The 17,148-nt window shown below is 56.0% G+C and carries 15 protein-coding genes; all 15 read right to left on the bottom strand.

Going from position 1 to position 17,148, the window contains the following annotated elements; genetic code table 11:
- Positions 1 to 10: 10 nt before the first annotated feature.
- On the bottom strand, positions 11 to 385 hold the full coding sequence (locus tag KGA69_RS18135) for a DUF3592 domain-containing protein (protein ID WP_213292545.1): 375 nt from the start codon (positions 383 to 385) through the stop codon (positions 11 to 13).
- A 24-nt stretch (positions 386 to 409) separates the two neighbouring features.
- Positions 410 to 1,834, bottom strand: a complete 1,425-nt coding sequence (locus KGA69_RS18130) for a serine/threonine protein kinase (RefSeq protein ID WP_213292544.1) — start codon at positions 1,832 to 1,834, stop codon at positions 410 to 412.
- Positions 1,835 to 1,858: 24 nt separating this feature from the next.
- Positions 1,859 to 4,471 carry a type VI secretion system ATPase TssH gene (gene tssH, locus KGA69_RS18125; protein ID WP_213292543.1) on the bottom strand — a complete coding sequence of 871 codons (2,613 nt, stop codon included), beginning with the start codon at positions 4,469 to 4,471 and terminating at the stop codon, positions 1,859 to 1,861.
- A gap of 49 nt (positions 4,472 to 4,520) precedes the next feature.
- Positions 4,521 to 5,564: a type VI secretion system baseplate subunit TssG gene (gene tssG / locus KGA69_RS18120; protein WP_045387934.1), complete on the bottom strand. Its 1,044-nt coding sequence runs from the start codon at positions 5,562 to 5,564 to the stop codon at positions 4,521 to 4,523.
- Positions 5,561 to 7,432 carry a type VI secretion system baseplate subunit TssF gene (gene tssF, locus KGA69_RS18115; protein ID WP_213292542.1) on the bottom strand — a complete coding sequence of 624 codons (1,872 nt, stop codon included), beginning with the start codon at positions 7,430 to 7,432 and terminating at the stop codon, positions 5,561 to 5,563. The genes tssG and tssF overlap by 4 nt, the downstream gene beginning before the upstream one ends.
- Before the next feature lie 2 nt (positions 7,433 to 7,434).
- Entirely contained in the window at positions 7,435 to 7,998 is a 564-nt protein-coding gene (tssE, locus tag KGA69_RS18110; protein ID WP_213292541.1) for a type VI secretion system baseplate subunit TssE, read from the bottom strand.
- Positions 7,995 to 8,789: a type VI secretion system accessory protein TagJ gene (locus KGA69_RS18105; RefSeq protein ID WP_213292540.1), complete on the bottom strand. Its 795-nt coding sequence runs from the start codon at positions 8,787 to 8,789 to the stop codon at positions 7,995 to 7,997. The genes tssE and KGA69_RS18105 overlap by 4 nt, the downstream gene beginning before the upstream one ends.
- A 9-nt stretch (positions 8,790 to 8,798) precedes the next feature.
- On the bottom strand, positions 8,799 to 9,782 hold the full coding sequence (locus tag KGA69_RS18100) for a hypothetical protein (RefSeq protein WP_063447110.1): 984 nt from the start codon (positions 9,780 to 9,782) through the stop codon (positions 8,799 to 8,801).
- Between the two features lie 21 nt (positions 9,783 to 9,803).
- A complete protein-coding gene (locus KGA69_RS18095) occupies positions 9,804 to 10,598 on the bottom strand; it encodes a PP2C family protein-serine/threonine phosphatase (RefSeq protein WP_015705455.1) in 795 nt (264 codons plus the stop codon).
- A 2-nt stretch (positions 10,599 to 10,600) separates the two neighbouring features.
- Positions 10,601 to 12,325: a type VI secretion system-associated FHA domain protein TagH gene (gene tagH / locus KGA69_RS18090; protein WP_063447111.1), complete on the bottom strand. Its 1,725-nt coding sequence runs from the start codon at positions 12,323 to 12,325 to the stop codon at positions 10,601 to 10,603.
- 117 nt (positions 12,326 to 12,442) lie between these two features.
- Positions 12,443 to 12,841 (bottom strand): hypothetical protein, encoded by a 399-nt coding sequence (locus tag KGA69_RS18085; RefSeq protein WP_223683732.1) that lies wholly within the window; start codon positions 12,839 to 12,841, stop codon positions 12,443 to 12,445.
- Positions 12,842 to 13,240: 399 nt separating this feature from the next.
- Positions 13,241 to 14,230: a hypothetical protein gene (locus KGA69_RS18080; RefSeq protein WP_045394289.1), complete on the bottom strand. Its 990-nt coding sequence runs from the start codon at positions 14,228 to 14,230 to the stop codon at positions 13,241 to 13,243.
- 64 nt (positions 14,231 to 14,294) lie between these two features.
- Positions 14,295 to 14,777, bottom strand: coding sequence for an Hcp family type VI secretion system effector (locus KGA69_RS18075; protein WP_015366565.1), 483 nt, complete (start codon positions 14,775 to 14,777; stop codon positions 14,295 to 14,297).
- A 324-nt stretch (positions 14,778 to 15,101) separates the two neighbouring features.
- A complete protein-coding gene (gene tssC / locus KGA69_RS18070) occupies positions 15,102 to 16,601 on the bottom strand; it encodes a type VI secretion system contractile sheath large subunit (protein ID WP_049053513.1) in 1,500 nt (499 codons plus the stop codon).
- Positions 16,602 to 16,604: 3 nt separating this feature from the next.
- Complete coding sequence (tssB, locus tag KGA69_RS18065) at positions 16,605 to 17,129, bottom strand: type VI secretion system contractile sheath small subunit (protein WP_015366559.1); 525 nt, start codon at positions 17,127 to 17,129, stop codon at positions 16,605 to 16,607.
- Between the last annotated feature and the right edge of the window lie 19 nt (positions 17,130 to 17,148).

Genomic DNA, 17,148 nt, shown 5'->3' with positions numbered 1-17,148 from the left:
TTGTGCAGCATTAGCTGCGCGTTAACAGTGGGTTCGGCAGATCGACCAGCACCTGTTGCGGGTCAAGGCGCAAGTAGCGTAACGGAATCGGCTTTCCCGGTTGAAAGTTTTGGATACGCGTAATATCAATAACGATATCCCGCTGACCGGTCAGCAATTCACCTTTTTCGTTAACGTAATTAAAATCGACGCTAATATTAATAAACCCGGAATTACCGCCCGAGCGGCTTCTCACATTTGTGATGGTGCCAGACACCGCAACGCCATCATTGTGGATAGCCGCTTTGATTTTTTTATTTTTCGCATCGCGAATCAGCAATGACGCAAAAATATAAATAAACAGTAGGACCACGGCCAGAACGATTACGTTAGTAAAAATACTCATCTTCCACTCGTCAGTTTTGGCTTATCAACTCGATGGATTAATAAGCCAGGTTCCCGGTTTGGCGATCTCCAGCGTCTGCTCGCGGGTTTGTCCATTACCCTGCAGGGTAATTTCATAATGCCCCGGCGCCAGCTTCAGCGAGGCGAAGCCGTTCGTGGCCGGTTGCGTATTATGAGGTTCGCCATTGAGTTTGAGCTTTTCCCCTTCCCGCATGCGCACGTAAACCTGAGCAACAGGCGCCGCGGCGGCGGCAGGTTTACTCTCTTTAACGGCAACGGGCGGAGCGGGCTGCGCGTTAGCGGTCTGCGTTGTTACCGGCGGCGTAACCGCCGCTGGCGGCTGGGTGCTGGCGCTCTGTGCTGGTTGCGCCTCGCTGCTGCCGCCGCTGAACAGCATACCGCCGGCAATAATGCCGACCAGTACGCCTGCGGCGACCATCCCCGGAACCTTATAGCGCCGCCAGTCTGTCGCGGCCGGCGCCTGTTCTTCCTCTTCGACCAGCGCCAGCATGGTGCCGGTTTTTTTGACCGACAAGACGTCATCGATACTGGACACCGGCATTTCAATCAGCTCGGCAAACGCGTCAATTGACTGGGGACGATCCTCCACCCGCAGCGCCAGAGCTTTATCCACCGCCTGTAGCAGCGGCAGCGAGTAACCCGCCGGCTTCAGTTCCGCCAGCGGCTGATAGTTGTCCTGAATACTCCGCACCACGCTCACCGGCGGCGGTGAACCCACGATCAGCGTATGCAGCACCGCGCCGACGGCATAAATATCGGTCCAGGCGCCCTGTTCGCTGTCATTATCGTCGGTATACTGCTCGATAGGCGCATAACCCGGGCGCAGCATAGTTTCGGTTTCGTCGGAGAGATTACCGATGGTCCGGCGCGCCGAACCGAAATCGAGTAGCACCGGCAGGCCGTTATCCTGGATCTGGATATTTTCCGGTGAGATATCACGATGCAAATAGCCGGCGTCGTGAATGGTTTTAATGGCGCCGAATAGCATCGGCAGCATCCGGCGGATCCATGCCTCATCGATGAGGTTTGGCTGTTGTTCGCGCAGGCGGCTCAAGGTGGTGCCGCTATAAAACAGCGTGCCCATATAGGCGGTGTCGTTCTGAACCCAAAAGCGCAGCACGTGCAGCAAGTTGGGATGATTAAAGCGCGCCAGCAGCCGCGCCTCCTGGATAAAGCTGTTTAATCCAGCGGAGAACGCTTTGCTAAAGCGCTCGCTACGCAGTACCAGGGTCATATCTTCGTTACGTACCGCCAGCGACGAAGGCATAAACTCTTTAATCGCGATGGTACGTTCCAACTGATGGTCCCAGGCGCGATACACAATGCCGAAACCGCCGCCGCCAATCACTTCCTTTATTTCAAATTCGTTAAAACGATACCCGACCGGCAGCGCGTTCAGGACAGTCCGATTGTTTTCGTGATCCGTCATCTTAAGACTCACTTTCTGATGGTGTTACGCGGCAAACTGACAATGAAACTCGCCTTGCGCATAGCTGATGCGCAGTTGCGTAAACTGCTCATCGTTACGGTTGGCGGTTAACAGAATTTGGCTCATCTGCGGCAGCAGCGTGTTGGTCAGAATCGCATCGACCATACGCCCGCCGGATTCCACTTCGGTACAACGCTGAACCACCTGCTCGACGACGCTGTCGTCAATCTCGCAGACAATGTTGTGATTGTCCTGCAGACGGCGCTGAATACGCGCCAGCTGCAGACGCACGATTTGCCCCAGCATCGCATCGCTCAGCGGGTAGTACGGCACCACCAACAGGCGGCCAAGCAGCGCTGGCGGGAAGACCTGTAACAGCGGCTGACGCAGCGCGCCGCTCAGCGCTTCCGGCTCGGGCATCAGATCCGGATCGGCGCACATAGCGCTAATCAGCTCGGTACCGACGTTAGACGTTAAGATAATGATTGTGTTGCGGAAATCGATATGGCGGCCTTCACCGTCTTCCATCCAGCCTTTATCAAACACCTGGAAGAAAATTTCGTGCACGTCCGGATGCGCCTTCTCGATTTCATCCAGCAGCACCACGCTATACGGGCGGCGGCGTACCGCTTCAGTCAGCACCCCGCCTTCGCCGTAACCCACGTAACCCGGCGGCGCGCCCTTCAGGGTCGAGACGGTATGCGCCTCCTGGAACTCACTCATGTTGATGGTGATAATGTTCTGTTCGCCGCCGTACAGCGCTTCCGCCAGCGCCAGCGCGGTTTCGGTTTTACCTACGCCGGATGGACCGCATAGCATAAAGACGCCGACCGGCTTATTGGGATCGTCGAGCCGCGCGCGTGACGTGCGGACACGTTTGGCGATCAGATCCAGCCCGTGGCGTTGGCCAATCACTCGCTGGTTGAGCGTGTCGGCCAGGCTCAGTACGGCGTCAATCTCATTTTTGACCATCCGCCCCAGCGGAATGCCGGTCCAGTCAGCGACCACCGCCGCCACCACGTTCTCATCTACCGCCGCGAACAGCAGCGGCATCTCACCCTGCAGGGTTTTTAGCGCCAGCTGTTTTTCATTAAGCATCTGGCGCAGCGCCGGCTGGGCGTCGTCATCGGCCTCCTGCAATTGCGCGCGCAACGCGATGACTTCATCAACCAACGCGCGTTCCTGCTCCCAGCGACGACTCAAGGTATCGCGTTCAGTTTCCTGCTGCTGACGCGCCTGCTTGAGTTGCTCAATGCGCTGAGCATCGCCAATCGCCACCCGGTTCTCGCGTTGGGCAATCTCCAGTTCCACATCCAGGGCGGCAATGCGCTGCAGGCAATCTTCCAACTGCGGCGGCGGCGCGCTTTGGCTGACGGCGACGCGGGCGCAGGCGGTATCCAGCAACGCGACCGCTTTATCCGGCAACTGCCGCGCGGGAATATAACGATGCGACAGCTTCACCGCCGCGTTGACAGCTTCATCAAGCAGCAGTACCCGATGGTGTTTCTCCAGCGGAGATACGGTACTGCGCAGCATCAGCAACGCTTTCTCTTCATCCGGCTCGTGCATTTGCACCGTCTGGAAACGGCGGGTCAGCGCCGGATCTTTTTCAATATATTTTTTGTACTCCGCCCAGGTGGTCGCGCCGATGGTGCGTAACTGTCCGCGCGCCAGCGCCGGTTTCAGCAGGTTCGCCGCATCGCCGGTGCCCTGCTGGCCACCAGCGCCAATCAGGGTGTGGATCTCGTCGATAAACAGCACGATCGGCGTCGGGCTGGATTGCACTTCGTTAATTAACGCCTGAAGACGGGCTTCAAATTCGCCTTTCATGCCCGCACCGGCCTGCAGCATACCGATGTCCAGCAGCCACAGCTCAATATTACGCAACGGCTGCGGAACATCGCCTGCGGCGATCCGCCGCGCCAGCCCTTCCACCACCGCGGTTTTGCCGACGCCGGCTTCCCCGGTCAGCAGCGGGTTGTTCTGCCTGCGCCGCATCAGGATATCCACCATCTGGCGGATCTCTTCATCGCGGCCAACCACCGGATCGATTTTGCCCTCCTGCGCCCGCAGCGTCAGGTTCTGTCCGTACTGGGCCAGTGTACCCTGCGCCGTCGGCGTCGCGCTCGTGTTGGCCGCCTCCACCGCCGCCTGCTGGCTCTCTTTACTGGCGGCCAGCAACGTCTCAAAGCTCTCGCTCAAGGCATCGACATTGATTTTGCTAAACTGCGGCGAAATACCTTTCAGAACATTAGCCAGATTCCAGGTTTTCAGCAGCCCTATTAACAAATGGCCGCCGCGGATGCGGTTGACGCCATATTTCAGCGAGCCATAAACCCACGCGCGTTCGACGGCGCTATCGATATGCTCAGAAAGGTCGGAGACAGAGCTGGCGCCGCGCGGCAGCGCATCCAGGGCCGCGATGATATCGCGGGTCAGCGCCTGCTCATCAAGGGCGAAATGGTGGATAATGTGTTGCAGGTCGCCGTCCTGCTGCTGCATCAGCTGATGCAGCCAGTGCACCAGCTCAACGTAAGGGTTGCCGCGCAGTTTACAAAAGGCGGTTGCGCTTTCCAGCGAGGTAAACAACAGCGTATCCAGTTTGCCGAAGAGTACGGCACGGCTGATTTCTGACATGTTCGGTTCCATTGATAACATTAATAAAGGTGTCAGAGAGCAGACGACATCAGGCGTCGCTCTGCTCCACGCTAAACACTAAATCGCCACGCGGCGCGGGGGCTGGCTGGCGGCCAAGCCAGGTGCTGTAGCCCAGTTTGCCGTCGCCGCTGAGGACCGTACCGGGTACTTCATCGCCGCGGATAAGTACCCTGACGTCCCATGCATATTCGATCCCGAGATACTGGCGGACCCAATCGCGTAATTCGTTCACCGCGTTTTCGCCCGGCAGAAAACGGGCGTATTCGGCGGCGCTAAGCGGGCCGATTTCAAGGCGGAATTTATGCTGAACATCGCGTACCGCGACGCCGAGAAACGCCGAGACGCCCAGGCGAGGTAAACGCCTTCCCGCCCCCAGTTGAGCTTGTTCTCGCGAGGTCAGCGGCATCCATTGCGGCACGTTGCTGATAATGTTGACCGGGACTTTGAAGTAATTTCGCAGGATCTTCTCCAGCCCTTCCGGATCCCGACCATGGCGGCTGAGATGGCCTGCGTGGGTGAAACGCGCATGCGGGCTCAGGTCGCCCTTCTCCAGTTGCCCCGGCTGACCCATGCCGATGAGTGAGGCGAGATAGCGCTCAAAGCGGCGGTTGTCCGCACGGTCTAACGATACCGTTGGCTGCGCGTCGGCCCAGGCGCGGTAGAACAGTAGCGTCAGGCGGTGATGAAAGAGATCGGCAAAAGCGCTCAGGCTGTCGTCCTGATGATGATGAATACGCTCACGGGCGTATTCGGTCATATGAACCGGCAGCGGGCCATTGGGGCCGAACAGACCGAAGCTGAGAATCGATATCTCATGCACCGCGCTATTTGCCCGTTTTTGCGCGCTGGCTAGCGTTGCTGGCGCAAACCCCATTGATGGCGTTTGCCCGATGCGCAGCGATTCAAATTTCGGCAGCGGCGCGCGCCCAAGCGGATAACGTTCGCCCCCTTGTGCGTCAATGCGGCGCAGCAGATGAAAAAGATCGTAGCGCCAGGGCGCGGCGGTAACCTCGCGCCAGAAAACGTCCGCCAGCGGCGTCAGGCGATGAATGGTAGCCAACGTGTCACTCATATCAGCGCCCTTTTACCCATTCGCGGCGCCCAGTAACCGATTTCGCCGCGCTGCTGGCTACATAAGGTGAATTCGGTAAAGCTGTTGAGCGACACCAGCCGGGCAAAGACCCGTTCCAGTACGCTGCCAAACAGCCACGGGCTGGCGCCGGAAAAAGCGCGCTCATCTACGGTTAAGGTAATGCCGATACCGCGGGCGAAGACGATGGGTCCCGGCTCCGGCACCCGGCGATGAACCGGCTCCAGCACGCAGTGGCGTACCCCTTCGATTTGGCGGGCCACGGCGGTCTCCGCCAGCCCGGCATACAGCCCAAGCAACTGGCGTAGCGCCGCGGCGCCTTCGCCATTTTCACCATCCATCAGGCTGAGATAGTTCATCTGCAGCTGGCTTATCAGCCGCCAGGTGCTGAGCCCTTCCGCCAGCGCCGGTCGCGGCGGCGTCGGGCCGCTACGCATTTTCAATGTTTTTACCGGTAGCGAATCCGCCAGCACAAATTGCCCCAGCTCCTGTTGTAGCATCAACGGCAGGTCGCGGCTGGTGCACAGCACCTCGGCGGTGATGTAACGCAGATCTTCCTGCCACGGCGCATGCTGCTCATCGACCAGTGAGACAAAGGTCTCAGAGCCGGTATAGCCGGTACGCGTGCCATAGCGCAGCGCGTGTTCGGAAAGCACCCGCTGTTCGCGGCGCAGTGAAAAATAAGCGCCATAATCTCCGGCATCCTTGCTCCATGAACTCCAGAATGGACGGAACTCGCGATCGTCGCGGTGGCCATCAGCGCTGCCGTGAATTTTACTCACCGAATAGATTTCGTAGTCCAGCGGGCGGATGTTATCGACCACCAGATGGTATTCATGTTGGCTGTCGCTCAACGACTGGCGGGCGGCGATTTTCGGAAACAGGTTAATCACCGGCGTGCAGTGCAACGCGAAGTGGTTAGCTTCCACCACTTGTTCCAGGCGGTCGTCGGTTTTATCCAGCAGAATGATGATATCGAATGATTTTTCTTCCTTGCACTGCCCAATTAGGTTGCTCAGGCCGTTAATACTGATAAAGCGGAAGCGCGCCGGGAAGGCAAAGTATTCGTGCAGCAACCGGTAGCCGTCAAAATTGCGAAGATCTTCCGGTAGCAGCGCCTGATTGGCGGCGAAACCCTCTTGTTGGATAGCCTCTTCGCTCAGCGAAAAACGTAGCGGATCGCGCCCGGTGGTCTGGCACACCACCCCGACCTGGTGGGCAAGAATCAGCTCCAGCAGGCGCAGCGCCTCAATATCCGGGCCGCTTAAGAAAAACGCCAGCCGGTCAAAGGTCAGATGGCCAAGATGTTGAGCCCCTTCACAGCTTATACGCAGGCGCAAAGCGCTGACGGCGCCGCGCTGGCTGAGCCCAAGCGCGGCCAGCGGCACATCGGCGGGGATCCCGCCAAGTTCGGCTTTCTCAATACGCAGCGGCAACAGCGTGACATCGTGCGCAGTGGTGTAGCTACAGGTGACGCCGTTTTTCTTCAGTACCTGGCTGTCCATCATCGTACCGCGCGGTACCACGAAACCTTTACTCAGATCGCCTTTATTGATGTCCGGCTGCAGTTCGGCTATCGCCATCGACGGCGTAGGCGCCAGATAATTGGGCGCGATCATCTCCAGCAGGCGCTGTGAAAAGCGCGGGAATTCGGCGTCCATTTTTAGCTGCACGCGGGAAGTCAGAAAGGCGAAACCCTCCATCATCCGCTCAACGTAAGGATCGGCGACCTCAATACCGCGCATGCCCAACCTGCCGGCAACCTTCGGATAGCGTTCGGCGAATTCAGCGCCCATCTCACGTAGATAGGCCAGCTCGCGGTTGTAATATTCAAGCAGTTTGCCTTCCATCGTTACCCCGCGTCTTTCAATTCAAAGTGGCCATTTTCGAGATCCACATCGGTACGGAACAGAAACTCTAATGGATACGGTACGCACCACAGCCGCCCTTTAATTTCAATCGACAGGACGTTATGTAAATCCAGTGACTGGGTATCAGAAATACAGCGGACCTGAAGCCCCTGCGGCAGAATGCGTGGTTCGAAGCTGATAATTGCCTCGGTAAGTTTGCGCTGAATATCCTGCCATTCAATGTCCGACATCCGTTTCCCGGCCAGCGGCGCGACGCCGAAATTAACCACCGAACGGCGCACATGCGCCAGCGCGGCCAACGCCTGCGGATCGTCATGATTGATGGTATTGAACAGCCACTGCAGATCGCGCAGCACGTGACGGCGCAGCGTACTGTGGGTGATCAGGTTGCTGTTAAGCGGCTCCGATTTTTTCTGCGGCTGATTATCGGTCAGGCGGTCGAGCAGCGACGGCTGCATCTTATCGCGGGCGCCAATGGTCTCTTGCTTGCTACGCGCCTGCCAGCCGCTGCGCAGCGCGTCACCGTCGCGTACCGTTTTGTTCATGCAAAACTCACCACGTCAAGAGAGAGAATCGGGAATTCATCGCTATCGTTAAGCCACACTTTCTGCCCGTGGCCCTGATGCAGCGCGCCTTCGTCGTCCAGCGGCTGCCACTCGGTGGCGCGGCCCAGCTGGAAGCGCGCCTCCGTCTGCGGCGTGACAGGGTAACGCGCGGGGATCTGACACACCTGCTCGCTTCCATCGGTCAGGCGCACCAGCGCATGGCGCCACACCAGATCGGTGACGCTCGCCGGGGCCTGAAAACGAATTTCGGCGATAGCGGCGAACGGCAGCCAGCAATACCGGCCATTGACGATAAGTTCGCAAACCGGACCCAGACGCGCGTCGCCGTCCATCAACCAGTGAAAAGCGACCGCGGGGGTATCCGCCTGATTGAGATTGCCAGGATTAAGGGGCGCCTGTTCAAAGGCGGCCAGCCGCTGTCGCTGGGCGGTTTCTGAATCAACACAAAGCGCGGAGGCCAGCGCAGACAGCCACGGCCACTGGCTGTCCGGCATCTGCGGGCGTGCGCTACCGGCAAATACCGCATCGCGCTGCTGCTCGCCCTGAATGCTCTGTTCCAGCAGGGTGACCGTTGGCCGGGCCTGCGGCTTCAGCACCAGCCAGCTTTTTAGCTGCGCCAACGCGCGCGCCCAGTTACCGCTCAGGCATAGAAACTGGACGAACGCCGCGCGCAAGTCGGCATCGGCGGGACGGCTTTTGATGTCGCTTTCCAGGCGCTGCAGCGCCGCGTCGACGCTTTCGCCAGCCAGCTGTTGATATAGCGTGTTCATCGTCGCTCCTTAGTTTGCCGCGCGCCATGCGCTGGCAGCCGGATTACGCAGCAGCGGGTGCAGGCCGTCGATCAGCACAACGTTGAGTTTGATATCCGGCGCCAGCCACGGCGACCAGACGCTCCGCGCCGCCTCTATCCGCGCCTGTAGACGCGACGGATCGTTGGCCAGTTCGCGGGACATTTCGATAGCCAGCGTGCCGGTCATCTGCCAACCGTTTTGTCCGGCGACATAGGGCAGGATCATCCAGCTTTGTTGGGCGTTTTCATTGCTGACTACCATGCGTTGGTTATTGACCGCGGTGATCAGAAGTTTGTTGGGGTCAGCGGCGGCATTGAGACCCACTACCGGGAAGCCATGCACGAACGTGACGGTGCTCTGCTTTTCTTCGCCGTTCACTGATTGAGTGATGACGGTGCGTCCGCTCAGCCAGCCGCCCTTTTCACAACTACCGGATTCAACGGCGGGAATGAATAAGGCGGCGGCGCTTTCCTGCCAGAAGGTGCGCAGTCGGCAGCCGCCCTGCAGCGTAAACTCCTGCCACGGCGTGCGGTCGGCGGCGGGAGACAGTTTTTCCGCCTTCTCTTCCGGCGGCAGCCAGGCTGGCGCGACGGGCTTTTCCGCCGCCGCGACGGTCTCGGCGGGCGCGACTTTTACCGCCCATTTTTTGTTTTTCGCCGCGCTACCCTGGGCGATATGCCCATTATTCGCGTCAACCAGCGTCCAGTTCAGCTGCTGTAAACGCGAACACTGATGCTGCATTAAGGCGCCGACGCGCGGCAGGAAGTTATCCAGTATTTTGACGTTCTTATTGCCGTTGGCGACGATGCGTAGCGCCACTTCATCAGCGCACCAGTTCTGCGCGGTGTTGCCCTTGATGTTATCGATCCAGACATCCAGTTTTTGCGAAGGCGATTGCACGATACGGTAGTTTTCCGCCTGCGCGACGCCGGTGGCGGCAAATATTGCCGCACCCAATATCCAATGTTTCATAAAAATCCTTCTTAGCCTGTCTCAATCCCGCAGTGGGAAAAATTGCGCGGCGTCGGCCAGCGAGTGCAGCAGCGTCGCCTCTTCCGGACTGCCCATCCATACCGCGACGGCGCTGTAGTTGTCCTGCGAGGCCTGGTCGCCGTCATTGTTTCTCTGAAGATACTGATTCATCAGGGTTAACCACTCCTGCGGGGTATTGACCATCTGCAGGGAGGATTTCATCTGCTCTTCGCCAACGCCGTGCCAGAAACCATCGGTACAGAGCAAAAAGGCATCACCGTCTTCCACCGGCACCACATCGCTATAGCTGGCTTCCGCGCCGTCGCTGGCCATGCCTAACGCCCGGTACAACAGATTACTGTTAATATCGTCGGTCTGATGTCCGGCATCTTTCATCTGTTGGACCAGACTGTGGTCAGTGGTGACGTGGTACAGCCAGCCGCGGCGAAACAGGTATAACCGGCTATCGCCGGCGTGGGCCCAGTAGGCCAGCTTATAATCGCGATCGATAAACAGGCTCACCAGCGTGGTGCCCATTCGCCGATAATCCGGCGTCGCCTGCTGTTGTTGGAGAATGGCGCCGTTGGCCTGCTGCACGTACTGACGAATGGTCTGGGCGTTCAGATGATTATCGCCGTCAAACCGATCCAGAATCGCGTTGCGCGCCAGTTCCGCCGCCACCTCGCCGCCGGGCAACCCGGCAATGCCGTCGCAGACCACAAAGCAGGCGGAGCGCTCACCGACGCATTCGCCGGTCTGATCCTGATTGCTGGCGCGCGTTCCCTGGCGGGAAAGAGAAGCCGTGGTAATGTCCATTATTATTCCGATCCGCTCTGTGAGTCTTTGTACTGATTCACTTCCATGTCATAGGCATAGAGGAACGCTTCACCAAACAGTGTGTGGAAATCGTCTTCAATTTCCCCGGCGGTTTCGCCGTAGGTACGGACAAAATAGTCCCATAACGCCGCTTTCCGGCTGGCCGGAAGCGCCAGGCGCGAAGTGTGGCCATCGCGTTTAGCCTCTTCTTCCAGCTGCTCAGGGTTAAAGGACTGCAGCATCGCGGCGATAATGGCGCGGATCCCCGAGATCATCCCTAACTGATGGGCCTGCAGGTCGATCAATGCGTCGCGTACCGATTTTTTCGGCGGCATAAAGCCCGGCATCCGCGCGCCGAACATCTGCATCAGCACGGTTTTCCCGGAAGGCAACAGCTTGAACGGGTTGTTGGCGTCGTCCAGTACCATGGTCATATCGGCTTTGACACCGCGTTTGAGGATCGAACGCGAAGAGAGCAGCGCGACGGTGCCCTGCGAGAACATGCTCAGCATTTGACCAAGCTGACGCATATTCTCTTTGTCGAACTGCGGCACCGGTTGCATATCGCCGAGCCCCATGCCTTCCAGTAAGGCTTCCAGTAGCTCTCCCTGCAGCACTTCGCCGTTACCCGGCTGCGGCGTGCTGGTCGCCTGATGTTCATGACGTACGGGATCGATACGCAAGCGCCCTTTTGGCGTCTGGGCGGCTTGCCGCGCCACGGCCTGCGGCGTCGGTAAGGTTATTTCCGGCGCTTCTTCGCGCGCTGCCGCGGGCGGCTCCTGCGGCGGCTGGGTCATTAATAATGGCGAATCAAAAGCGGCATCAGGCTCGTCGGCAACCGTTTTAGCAGGCTCTTCGGTGCTGAAGGCATCTACCGATGTCAGCGGCGCGCCGCCCATTAGCCCCAGCGGATCGTCATGACGCGCGGTTTTGGCGCTAGCGTCGCCGCCGAAGAGCGCCAGCGGATCCAATTCTGCCTGCGGCTCATCGGCGACAGGCTGAGCCGGTTTTTCAACTGGCGGCACCAGCGTCGTTGGCGTAACGTCGGCAAAAATACTGTCGCGATCAAATGGGGTGTCATCGGCAAACAGGTCGTCCGTCGCCACCGGCGGGCGCTCAAACAGAGGTTCACTATCAGCGAACATCGCCAGCGGATCTTCCGGATTACGTTCAGCAGGCTTCGGCTCAGCGAAGGGATTCGGCGCATTATCGGCCTGCGGCTTAGCCCGGCTGCTGGAGATGCTGTCGGCAATCGAGAATTCCTGCATCAGGCTATCCCAGATTTCTGACGGTACCGCGGTTGGCGCGGCTTCCGCCACAGTGGGCGCTGCGGATGGCGCTGGTGTCGACGGTTTCGTAGTGACAGGCGGCTGACCGCTCGCCGCCATTCGGCTTATCGGTTGGCTATCCTGCAGCAGATCGCTGACTTCGATGCGATAGTCGTCAATGGCGAGGATATCGCCATCCTGGAGTTCAACCTGACGCCCCCGCTCCAGCGGGATCTCGTTGAGTACCACCCGCGTCACGTTGCCGCGATTGGTAATTTTGCACTCGCCGTCTGCCGCCACGTGGACGATGGCCTGCAGGCGAGAAATGGCGCGGTCGTCATCCGGCAGCACCAGGTTATTGTCCGTGCCGCGCCCAATGGTACCGCCCGGCGCGTAAAAGTCACAGCTCCCCTGCGGGGGCTGATGACCGGCTTTGGTCGAAATAATCGTGAATCGCATAGCCTATTCCTGCTGATATGATTGGCGCACAAACGCTGCCGCTCTCGAAATAAGAACGGCGGCGTTTGCGGGCGAGTTATTGAGTCATTTAGAAAAAAGAGAAGTAAATTTAGTGAACTAATTATCGCCCAGCAAGGCCAGGACGAACATCACCGCAAATAAAAATAACATTAACCAAGTCAGGCGCTGAAAATTCTGTAGCCAGGAAATGTCATAGTATTCTCTGACTAGCTGACTCGCCCCAGGCTTAAGCCAACCGCCCCCTTTTCTTTTTATCTTTTTCTCCTTAAGAATTGCGGCCATTAATGATGCTCGAAAACCGAAACCGGGTAACCCCAGCTTTTCATATAAATAATAATCCTGGTAATCAAGAAAACCGTTCCGCCGTAATAATTCGAAAGCGCCAGCTAACTCCTGATCGTGTTTTTTATAATAACCATGATAGATAATCAACGTTACAAATACTGCAACAAACAAAACTGAAGAAATGATGAGGTGATAACTAACAATAGACATTTTAGTTAACGCATAAGCGTCCATACCAGAAGCACTAAGAACTCAATAGCCATTATAGTAACGCATTTATAATAATTACGAATCCAGTCGAGTTCGAAGTTTGCGATGCAACGCTGACCTTCCCTGGCATCCAATATTTTGGCATTACTCAATTTAACTGGCTTGCCATTATGAATTCGTGAAACCATTGCCACGCGAAAACTAAACCCCCAGAATCCTAACCGCTGCCAAAACTCATAATCCTGAGCACTAAGCACTCCCGCTTTCGCGAGTAATAGGCACATTGCTTCCACTTGCTTCGTGTGGCGGCGATAAAATAAAAAAGAAAAAATAATAGATGTAAAAAAAACAACTACAAGAAGCAAGTACAATATATCAAGGTAGTATTTCAATGTAGTATCAATCCCCACGATAAATTAATCTATTTAATGTATTGCCAATTTCGTCGCCAACGATACTACCAGCCCAAGAACCTGCTGCCGTAACTACTAATCCACATACAATAGTTCCTACACCATAAGTGGGAACACCAGCCGCTATACAAATAGGTGCTGCAAATGATGCTCCAGCCATACCGCCACCTATTCCCCCAGCAAACTCACTATATTTTTTGATTGCTACCTGACCACATTCGCTTTCTCGGCCTGCGGTGCAAGCGTGATAGACGTCATTGCTGGTGTTCATGAATGATAGACCAAATGCCACCCAGCCCCCCATCTTCATAAAAGCGGCAGCTTTGGCTGCACTGTTCACATAAGTTGCGTAACCGGGTATTGCCCCAATGCCAACTGTGCTCCATTCATGAACGATAGATTGAGTAGACAATCCAAGTACCCTTTTCATATCGTTATAGTCATTGAATTTAAGGGACTTTCTTACAACCTTATTAAGCAGTGGTTTTAGCTGAGTAAATAACGAATTTCGTTCAGCATAGAATTGTTGTCCAATCAAAGCACCTTGTGTCCTGAATTGATTTTGATACGTTGCTTCAATTTTTTTCAGAATACTCTCGATTTGCCTGAAATATTTTTCGCCTGAATCGCTCGCATTGCCAACTATCGCATCCCCCCACGAAGTAATGGTAGATATTTTATCATAATTTTTATTGAGCATTTCAGCCACTGAATTATCAACTGTCGATAATGCTGTGTTTACTTTTTTCTTGGCGACAAAAAGTGAATTCATCTGGAATGCTTGATTTAAGTTGTTTGGGTCGGCAATAATTAATATCTGGCCTGGTTTGACCCAGGGGGTATCGCGATTAAGCTGCATAAAGTAACGGGCGGATTCACAATTGATATTATTGAATAATAAGCGAGCTTGAAAATCCAATGTTCCCGGCTGCTGTACAATACAGTAACCTGGTAATAAGTTTGATTGTCCCTTCATTTTCTTAGTCCCTGGTGAATTAAACCGAACCAGAGAGTCCCCCGGTTCGGTTAAAGCAATATAATTATGCTTCTTTATTTTCTTTGATATTCCAGCCGGCGCTGCTTTCTGCCCCTTTACCGCCAGCGGAAGTCTGCTCCCAGTACTGCTGTTTCACTTTCGCCGCCTGGAAGGCATAGGTTACGCCAACGGTGTCGCCGTTATCGGCGCCGGTGTACTGCACAGAAGTCACCAGTACATCTTCGAGGGTGATTCGCGCATATTCAACCTGCTGACCACCGGCTTTGCAGACCGAAAGTTCAACTTTGGTCAGGTGCTTGCCGCTGGAGCAGTGCTTCAGAATCGCGGTGGTGGATTTGTCGATCAGCGCATTTACGTGCAGGTCGTTGAAATTCACTTTACCCGCACCGCCACCGCCGCCCACGCTCATATTACCCGGCTGGGATGCGCCCCAGGAAAAAGAGGTAATATCAGTCCAACCGGTGTGATTAGAATCTTTTGATTCACCGGTTACACCCTCGACCTTCAGAAACATATCAATAGCCATAATATCTACTCTTCGTTAATGAAAATTATTGCTTTCGAAAAAGCACTTATATGGCAAACAGGAAAGCATGGGGCTGAATAAAACCATCCATATTTTACCTCTGCCTCAGAGCAACAGGCTTAAGCCCATTGCTGGTCTTAACACTCATGCTGTGAAATAGCAGGAATGCAAAGTTGAAATTAATGCGGGTTATCCTGACTCCAGGTTTTATTAGGATCACCGATGATTATCTGGGAAGTTAATTTCCCAAAACCATATTTCTTTGCAGTCGGTGTAGTTCCATGACGTGGTACCTGCCGGGAGTCGCCTCCCGGCGGCATCATATTACGCTTCCTTGGTTTTCAGCGACGGCAGCTTGGAAACCAGACGCAGCGACACGGTAAGCCCTTCCAGCTGGTAGTGCGGACGCAGGAAGAACTTCGCGGTGTAGTAACCCGGGTTGTCTTCGATCTCCGCTACCTGCACTTCAGCGGCCGCCAGCGGTTTGCGCGCTTTGGTCTCCTGCGACGAGTTAGCCGGATCGCCATCGACATAGTTCATCACCCAGTCGTTCAGCCAGCGTTCCATGTCATCGCGCTCGCGGAAGGAGCCGATTTTGTCGCGCACAATGCACTTCAGGTAGTGAGCAAAACGGCAGCAGGCGAACAAGTACGGCAGACGCGCAGCTAGACGGGCGTTGGCCGTGGCGTCGGCATCATGATATTCCGCTGGTTTCTGCAACGACTGCGCGCCGATAAAGGCGGCAAAGTCGGAGTTTTTGCGATGGATCAGCGGCATAAAGCCGTTTTTCGCCAACTCCGCTTCGCGGCGATCGCTGATGGCGATCTCGGTCGGGCACTTCATGTCCACGCCGCCATCGTCGCTCGGGAAGGTGTGGCAAGGCAGATTTTCCACCGCGCCGCCGGATTCCACGCCGCGAATGGAGGTGCACCAGCCAAACTCTTTGAACGAGCGGTTAATGTTCGCCGCCATCGCATACGCCGAGTTGGCCCACGCATAGTTGTTGTGATCCGCGCCGTCGGTCTGCTCTTCAAAATCAAAACTGTCCACCGGGTTGGTTCGAATCCCGTAAGGCAGGCGCGACAGGAAGCGCGGCATCACCAGCCCCAGATAACGCGCGTCTTCCGACTCGCGCAGCGAACGCCAGGCGGCGTATTCGGTATTCTGGAAGATTTTGGTGAGGTCGCGCGGGTTCGCCAGCTCCTGCCAGGACTCCATCTGCATCACTTCCGGTGCGGTACCGGTAATAAACGGACAATGCGCAGCCGATCCGATTCGCGCCATTTCGCCCAGTAATTCCACATCCTGCGGACTATGGTCGAAATAGTAATCGCCAACGATGCAGCCGAATGGCTCGCCGCCAAACTGGCCGTACTCCTGTTCATAAATTTTCTTAAAGATCGGGCTCTGGTCCCAGCCCACCCCTTTGTAACGTTTCAGAGTGCGCCCCAGCTCCTGCTTGGAGATGCTCATAAAGCGGATTTTCAGCATCTCGTCGGTTTCGCTGTTGTTGACCAGGTAGCTCAGGCCGCGCCATGCGCTTTCCAGTTTCTGGAATTCGTCATGATGCAGGATCTGATTCACCTGGCGCGACAGCTGTTCATCGATACCGGCAATCAGGTTCTGGATGGTGCGATAGGTGTCGTTGGAAAAAGTGACGGTGTTTTCCAGCGCCTGCTGCGCGAGGGTTTTTACCGCGCTCTCAACGGCGGAACGCGCCTGGTCGGTTTTCGGGCGAAACTCTTTGTTCAGCAGCGCGCTGAATTCATCCTGGCTAAAGGCCTGGCTGGACTGCTGCTCATTTTGTTGAGTCGGGTTGCTCATCGATTACTCCTCGCTACCTTTCGCACTGTCATCTTGTTTCGGCATCTGGCTCAACGATTTGAGCAGCGTCGGATCCTGCAAAATTTTGGCAATCAGCTCTTCCGCGCCGTTTTTGCCGTCCATATAGGTGAGCAGATTCGAAAGCTGGGTACGGGCTTCCAGCAGTTTGTTTAGCGGCTCCACTTTGCGGGCCACGGCATCCGGCAGGAAGTCATCCATGCTGTCGAAGGTTAAATCGACGTTCAGTTTGCCTTCGTTGGTCAGCGTATTGTCGACCTGGAAAGCGACGCGCGGTTTCAGCGCTTTCATACGTTCGTCGAAGTTATCAATGTCGATGTCGAGGAACTTACGTTCATCGACCGCCGGTTGATTGTCGACCGGTTTACCCACCAGATCCGCCATCACCCCCATTACAAACGGAAGCTGGATTTTGCGTTCCGCACCATAAATCTCTACGTCGTACTCGATCTGTACGCGGGGCGCACGGTTGCGTGCGATAAATTTCTGCCCACTTTTACTTATTGCCATGATGTTCTCCATCGAAGAT

Origin of the sequence: Klebsiella sp. A52 (assembly GCF_018388785.1) — a bacterium.
Taxonomy (GTDB): Bacteria; Pseudomonadota; Gammaproteobacteria; order Enterobacterales; family Enterobacteriaceae; genus Klebsiella; species Klebsiella aerogenes.
This window is presented reverse-complemented; position numbering and strand designations above follow the sequence as displayed.

Bases quoted from the DNA above. Each gene is read 5' to 3' on its own strand.
- KGA69_RS18080 (WP_045394289.1), bottom strand. From the start codon at position 14,230: ATGAAGGGACAATCAAACTTATTACCAGGTTACTGTATTGTACAGCAG.
- KGA69_RS18100 (WP_063447110.1), bottom strand. From the start codon at position 9,782: ATGAAACATTGGATATTGGGTGCGGCAATATTTGCCGCCACCGGCGTC.
- tssH (WP_213292543.1), bottom strand. From the start codon at position 4,471: ATGTCAGAAATCAGCCGTGCCGTACTCTTCGGCAAACTGGATACGCTG.
- tssE (WP_213292541.1), bottom strand. From the start codon at position 7,998: ATGAACAAAACGGTACGCGACGGTGACGCGCTGCGCAGCGGCTGGCAG.
- KGA69_RS18135 (WP_213292545.1), bottom strand. From the start codon at position 385: ATGAGTATTTTTACTAACGTAATCGTTCTGGCCGTGGTCCTACTGTTT.
- KGA69_RS18105 (WP_213292540.1), bottom strand. From the start codon at position 8,789: ATGAACACGCTATATCAACAGCTGGCTGGCGAAAGCGTCGACGCGGCG.
- tssC (WP_049053513.1), bottom strand. From the start codon at position 16,601: ATGAGCAACCCGACTCAACAAAATGAGCAGCAGTCCAGCCAGGCCTTT.
- KGA69_RS18130 (WP_213292544.1), bottom strand. From the start codon at position 1,834: ATGACGGATCACGAAAACAATCGGACTGTCCTGAACGCGCTGCCGGTC.
- KGA69_RS18075 (WP_015366565.1), bottom strand. From the start codon at position 14,777: ATGGCTATTGATATGTTTCTGAAGGTCGAGGGTGTAACCGGTGAATCA.
- tssB (WP_015366559.1), bottom strand. From the start codon at position 17,129: ATGGCAATAAGTAAAAGTGGGCAGAAATTTATCGCACGCAACCGTGCG.
- tssG (WP_045387934.1), bottom strand. From the start codon at position 5,564: ATGAGTGACACGTTGGCTACCATTCATCGCCTGACGCCGCTGGCGGAC.
- KGA69_RS18095 (WP_015705455.1), bottom strand. From the start codon at position 10,598: ATGGACATTACCACGGCTTCTCTTTCCCGCCAGGGAACGCGCGCCAGC.
- KGA69_RS18085 (WP_223683732.1), bottom strand. From the start codon at position 12,841: ATGTCTATTGTTAGTTATCACCTCATCATTTCTTCAGTTTTGTTTGTT.
- tagH (WP_063447111.1), bottom strand. From the start codon at position 12,325: ATGCGATTCACGATTATTTCGACCAAAGCCGGTCATCAGCCCCCGCAG.
- tssF (WP_213292542.1), bottom strand. From the start codon at position 7,432: ATGGAAGGCAAACTGCTTGAATATTACAACCGCGAGCTGGCCTATCTA.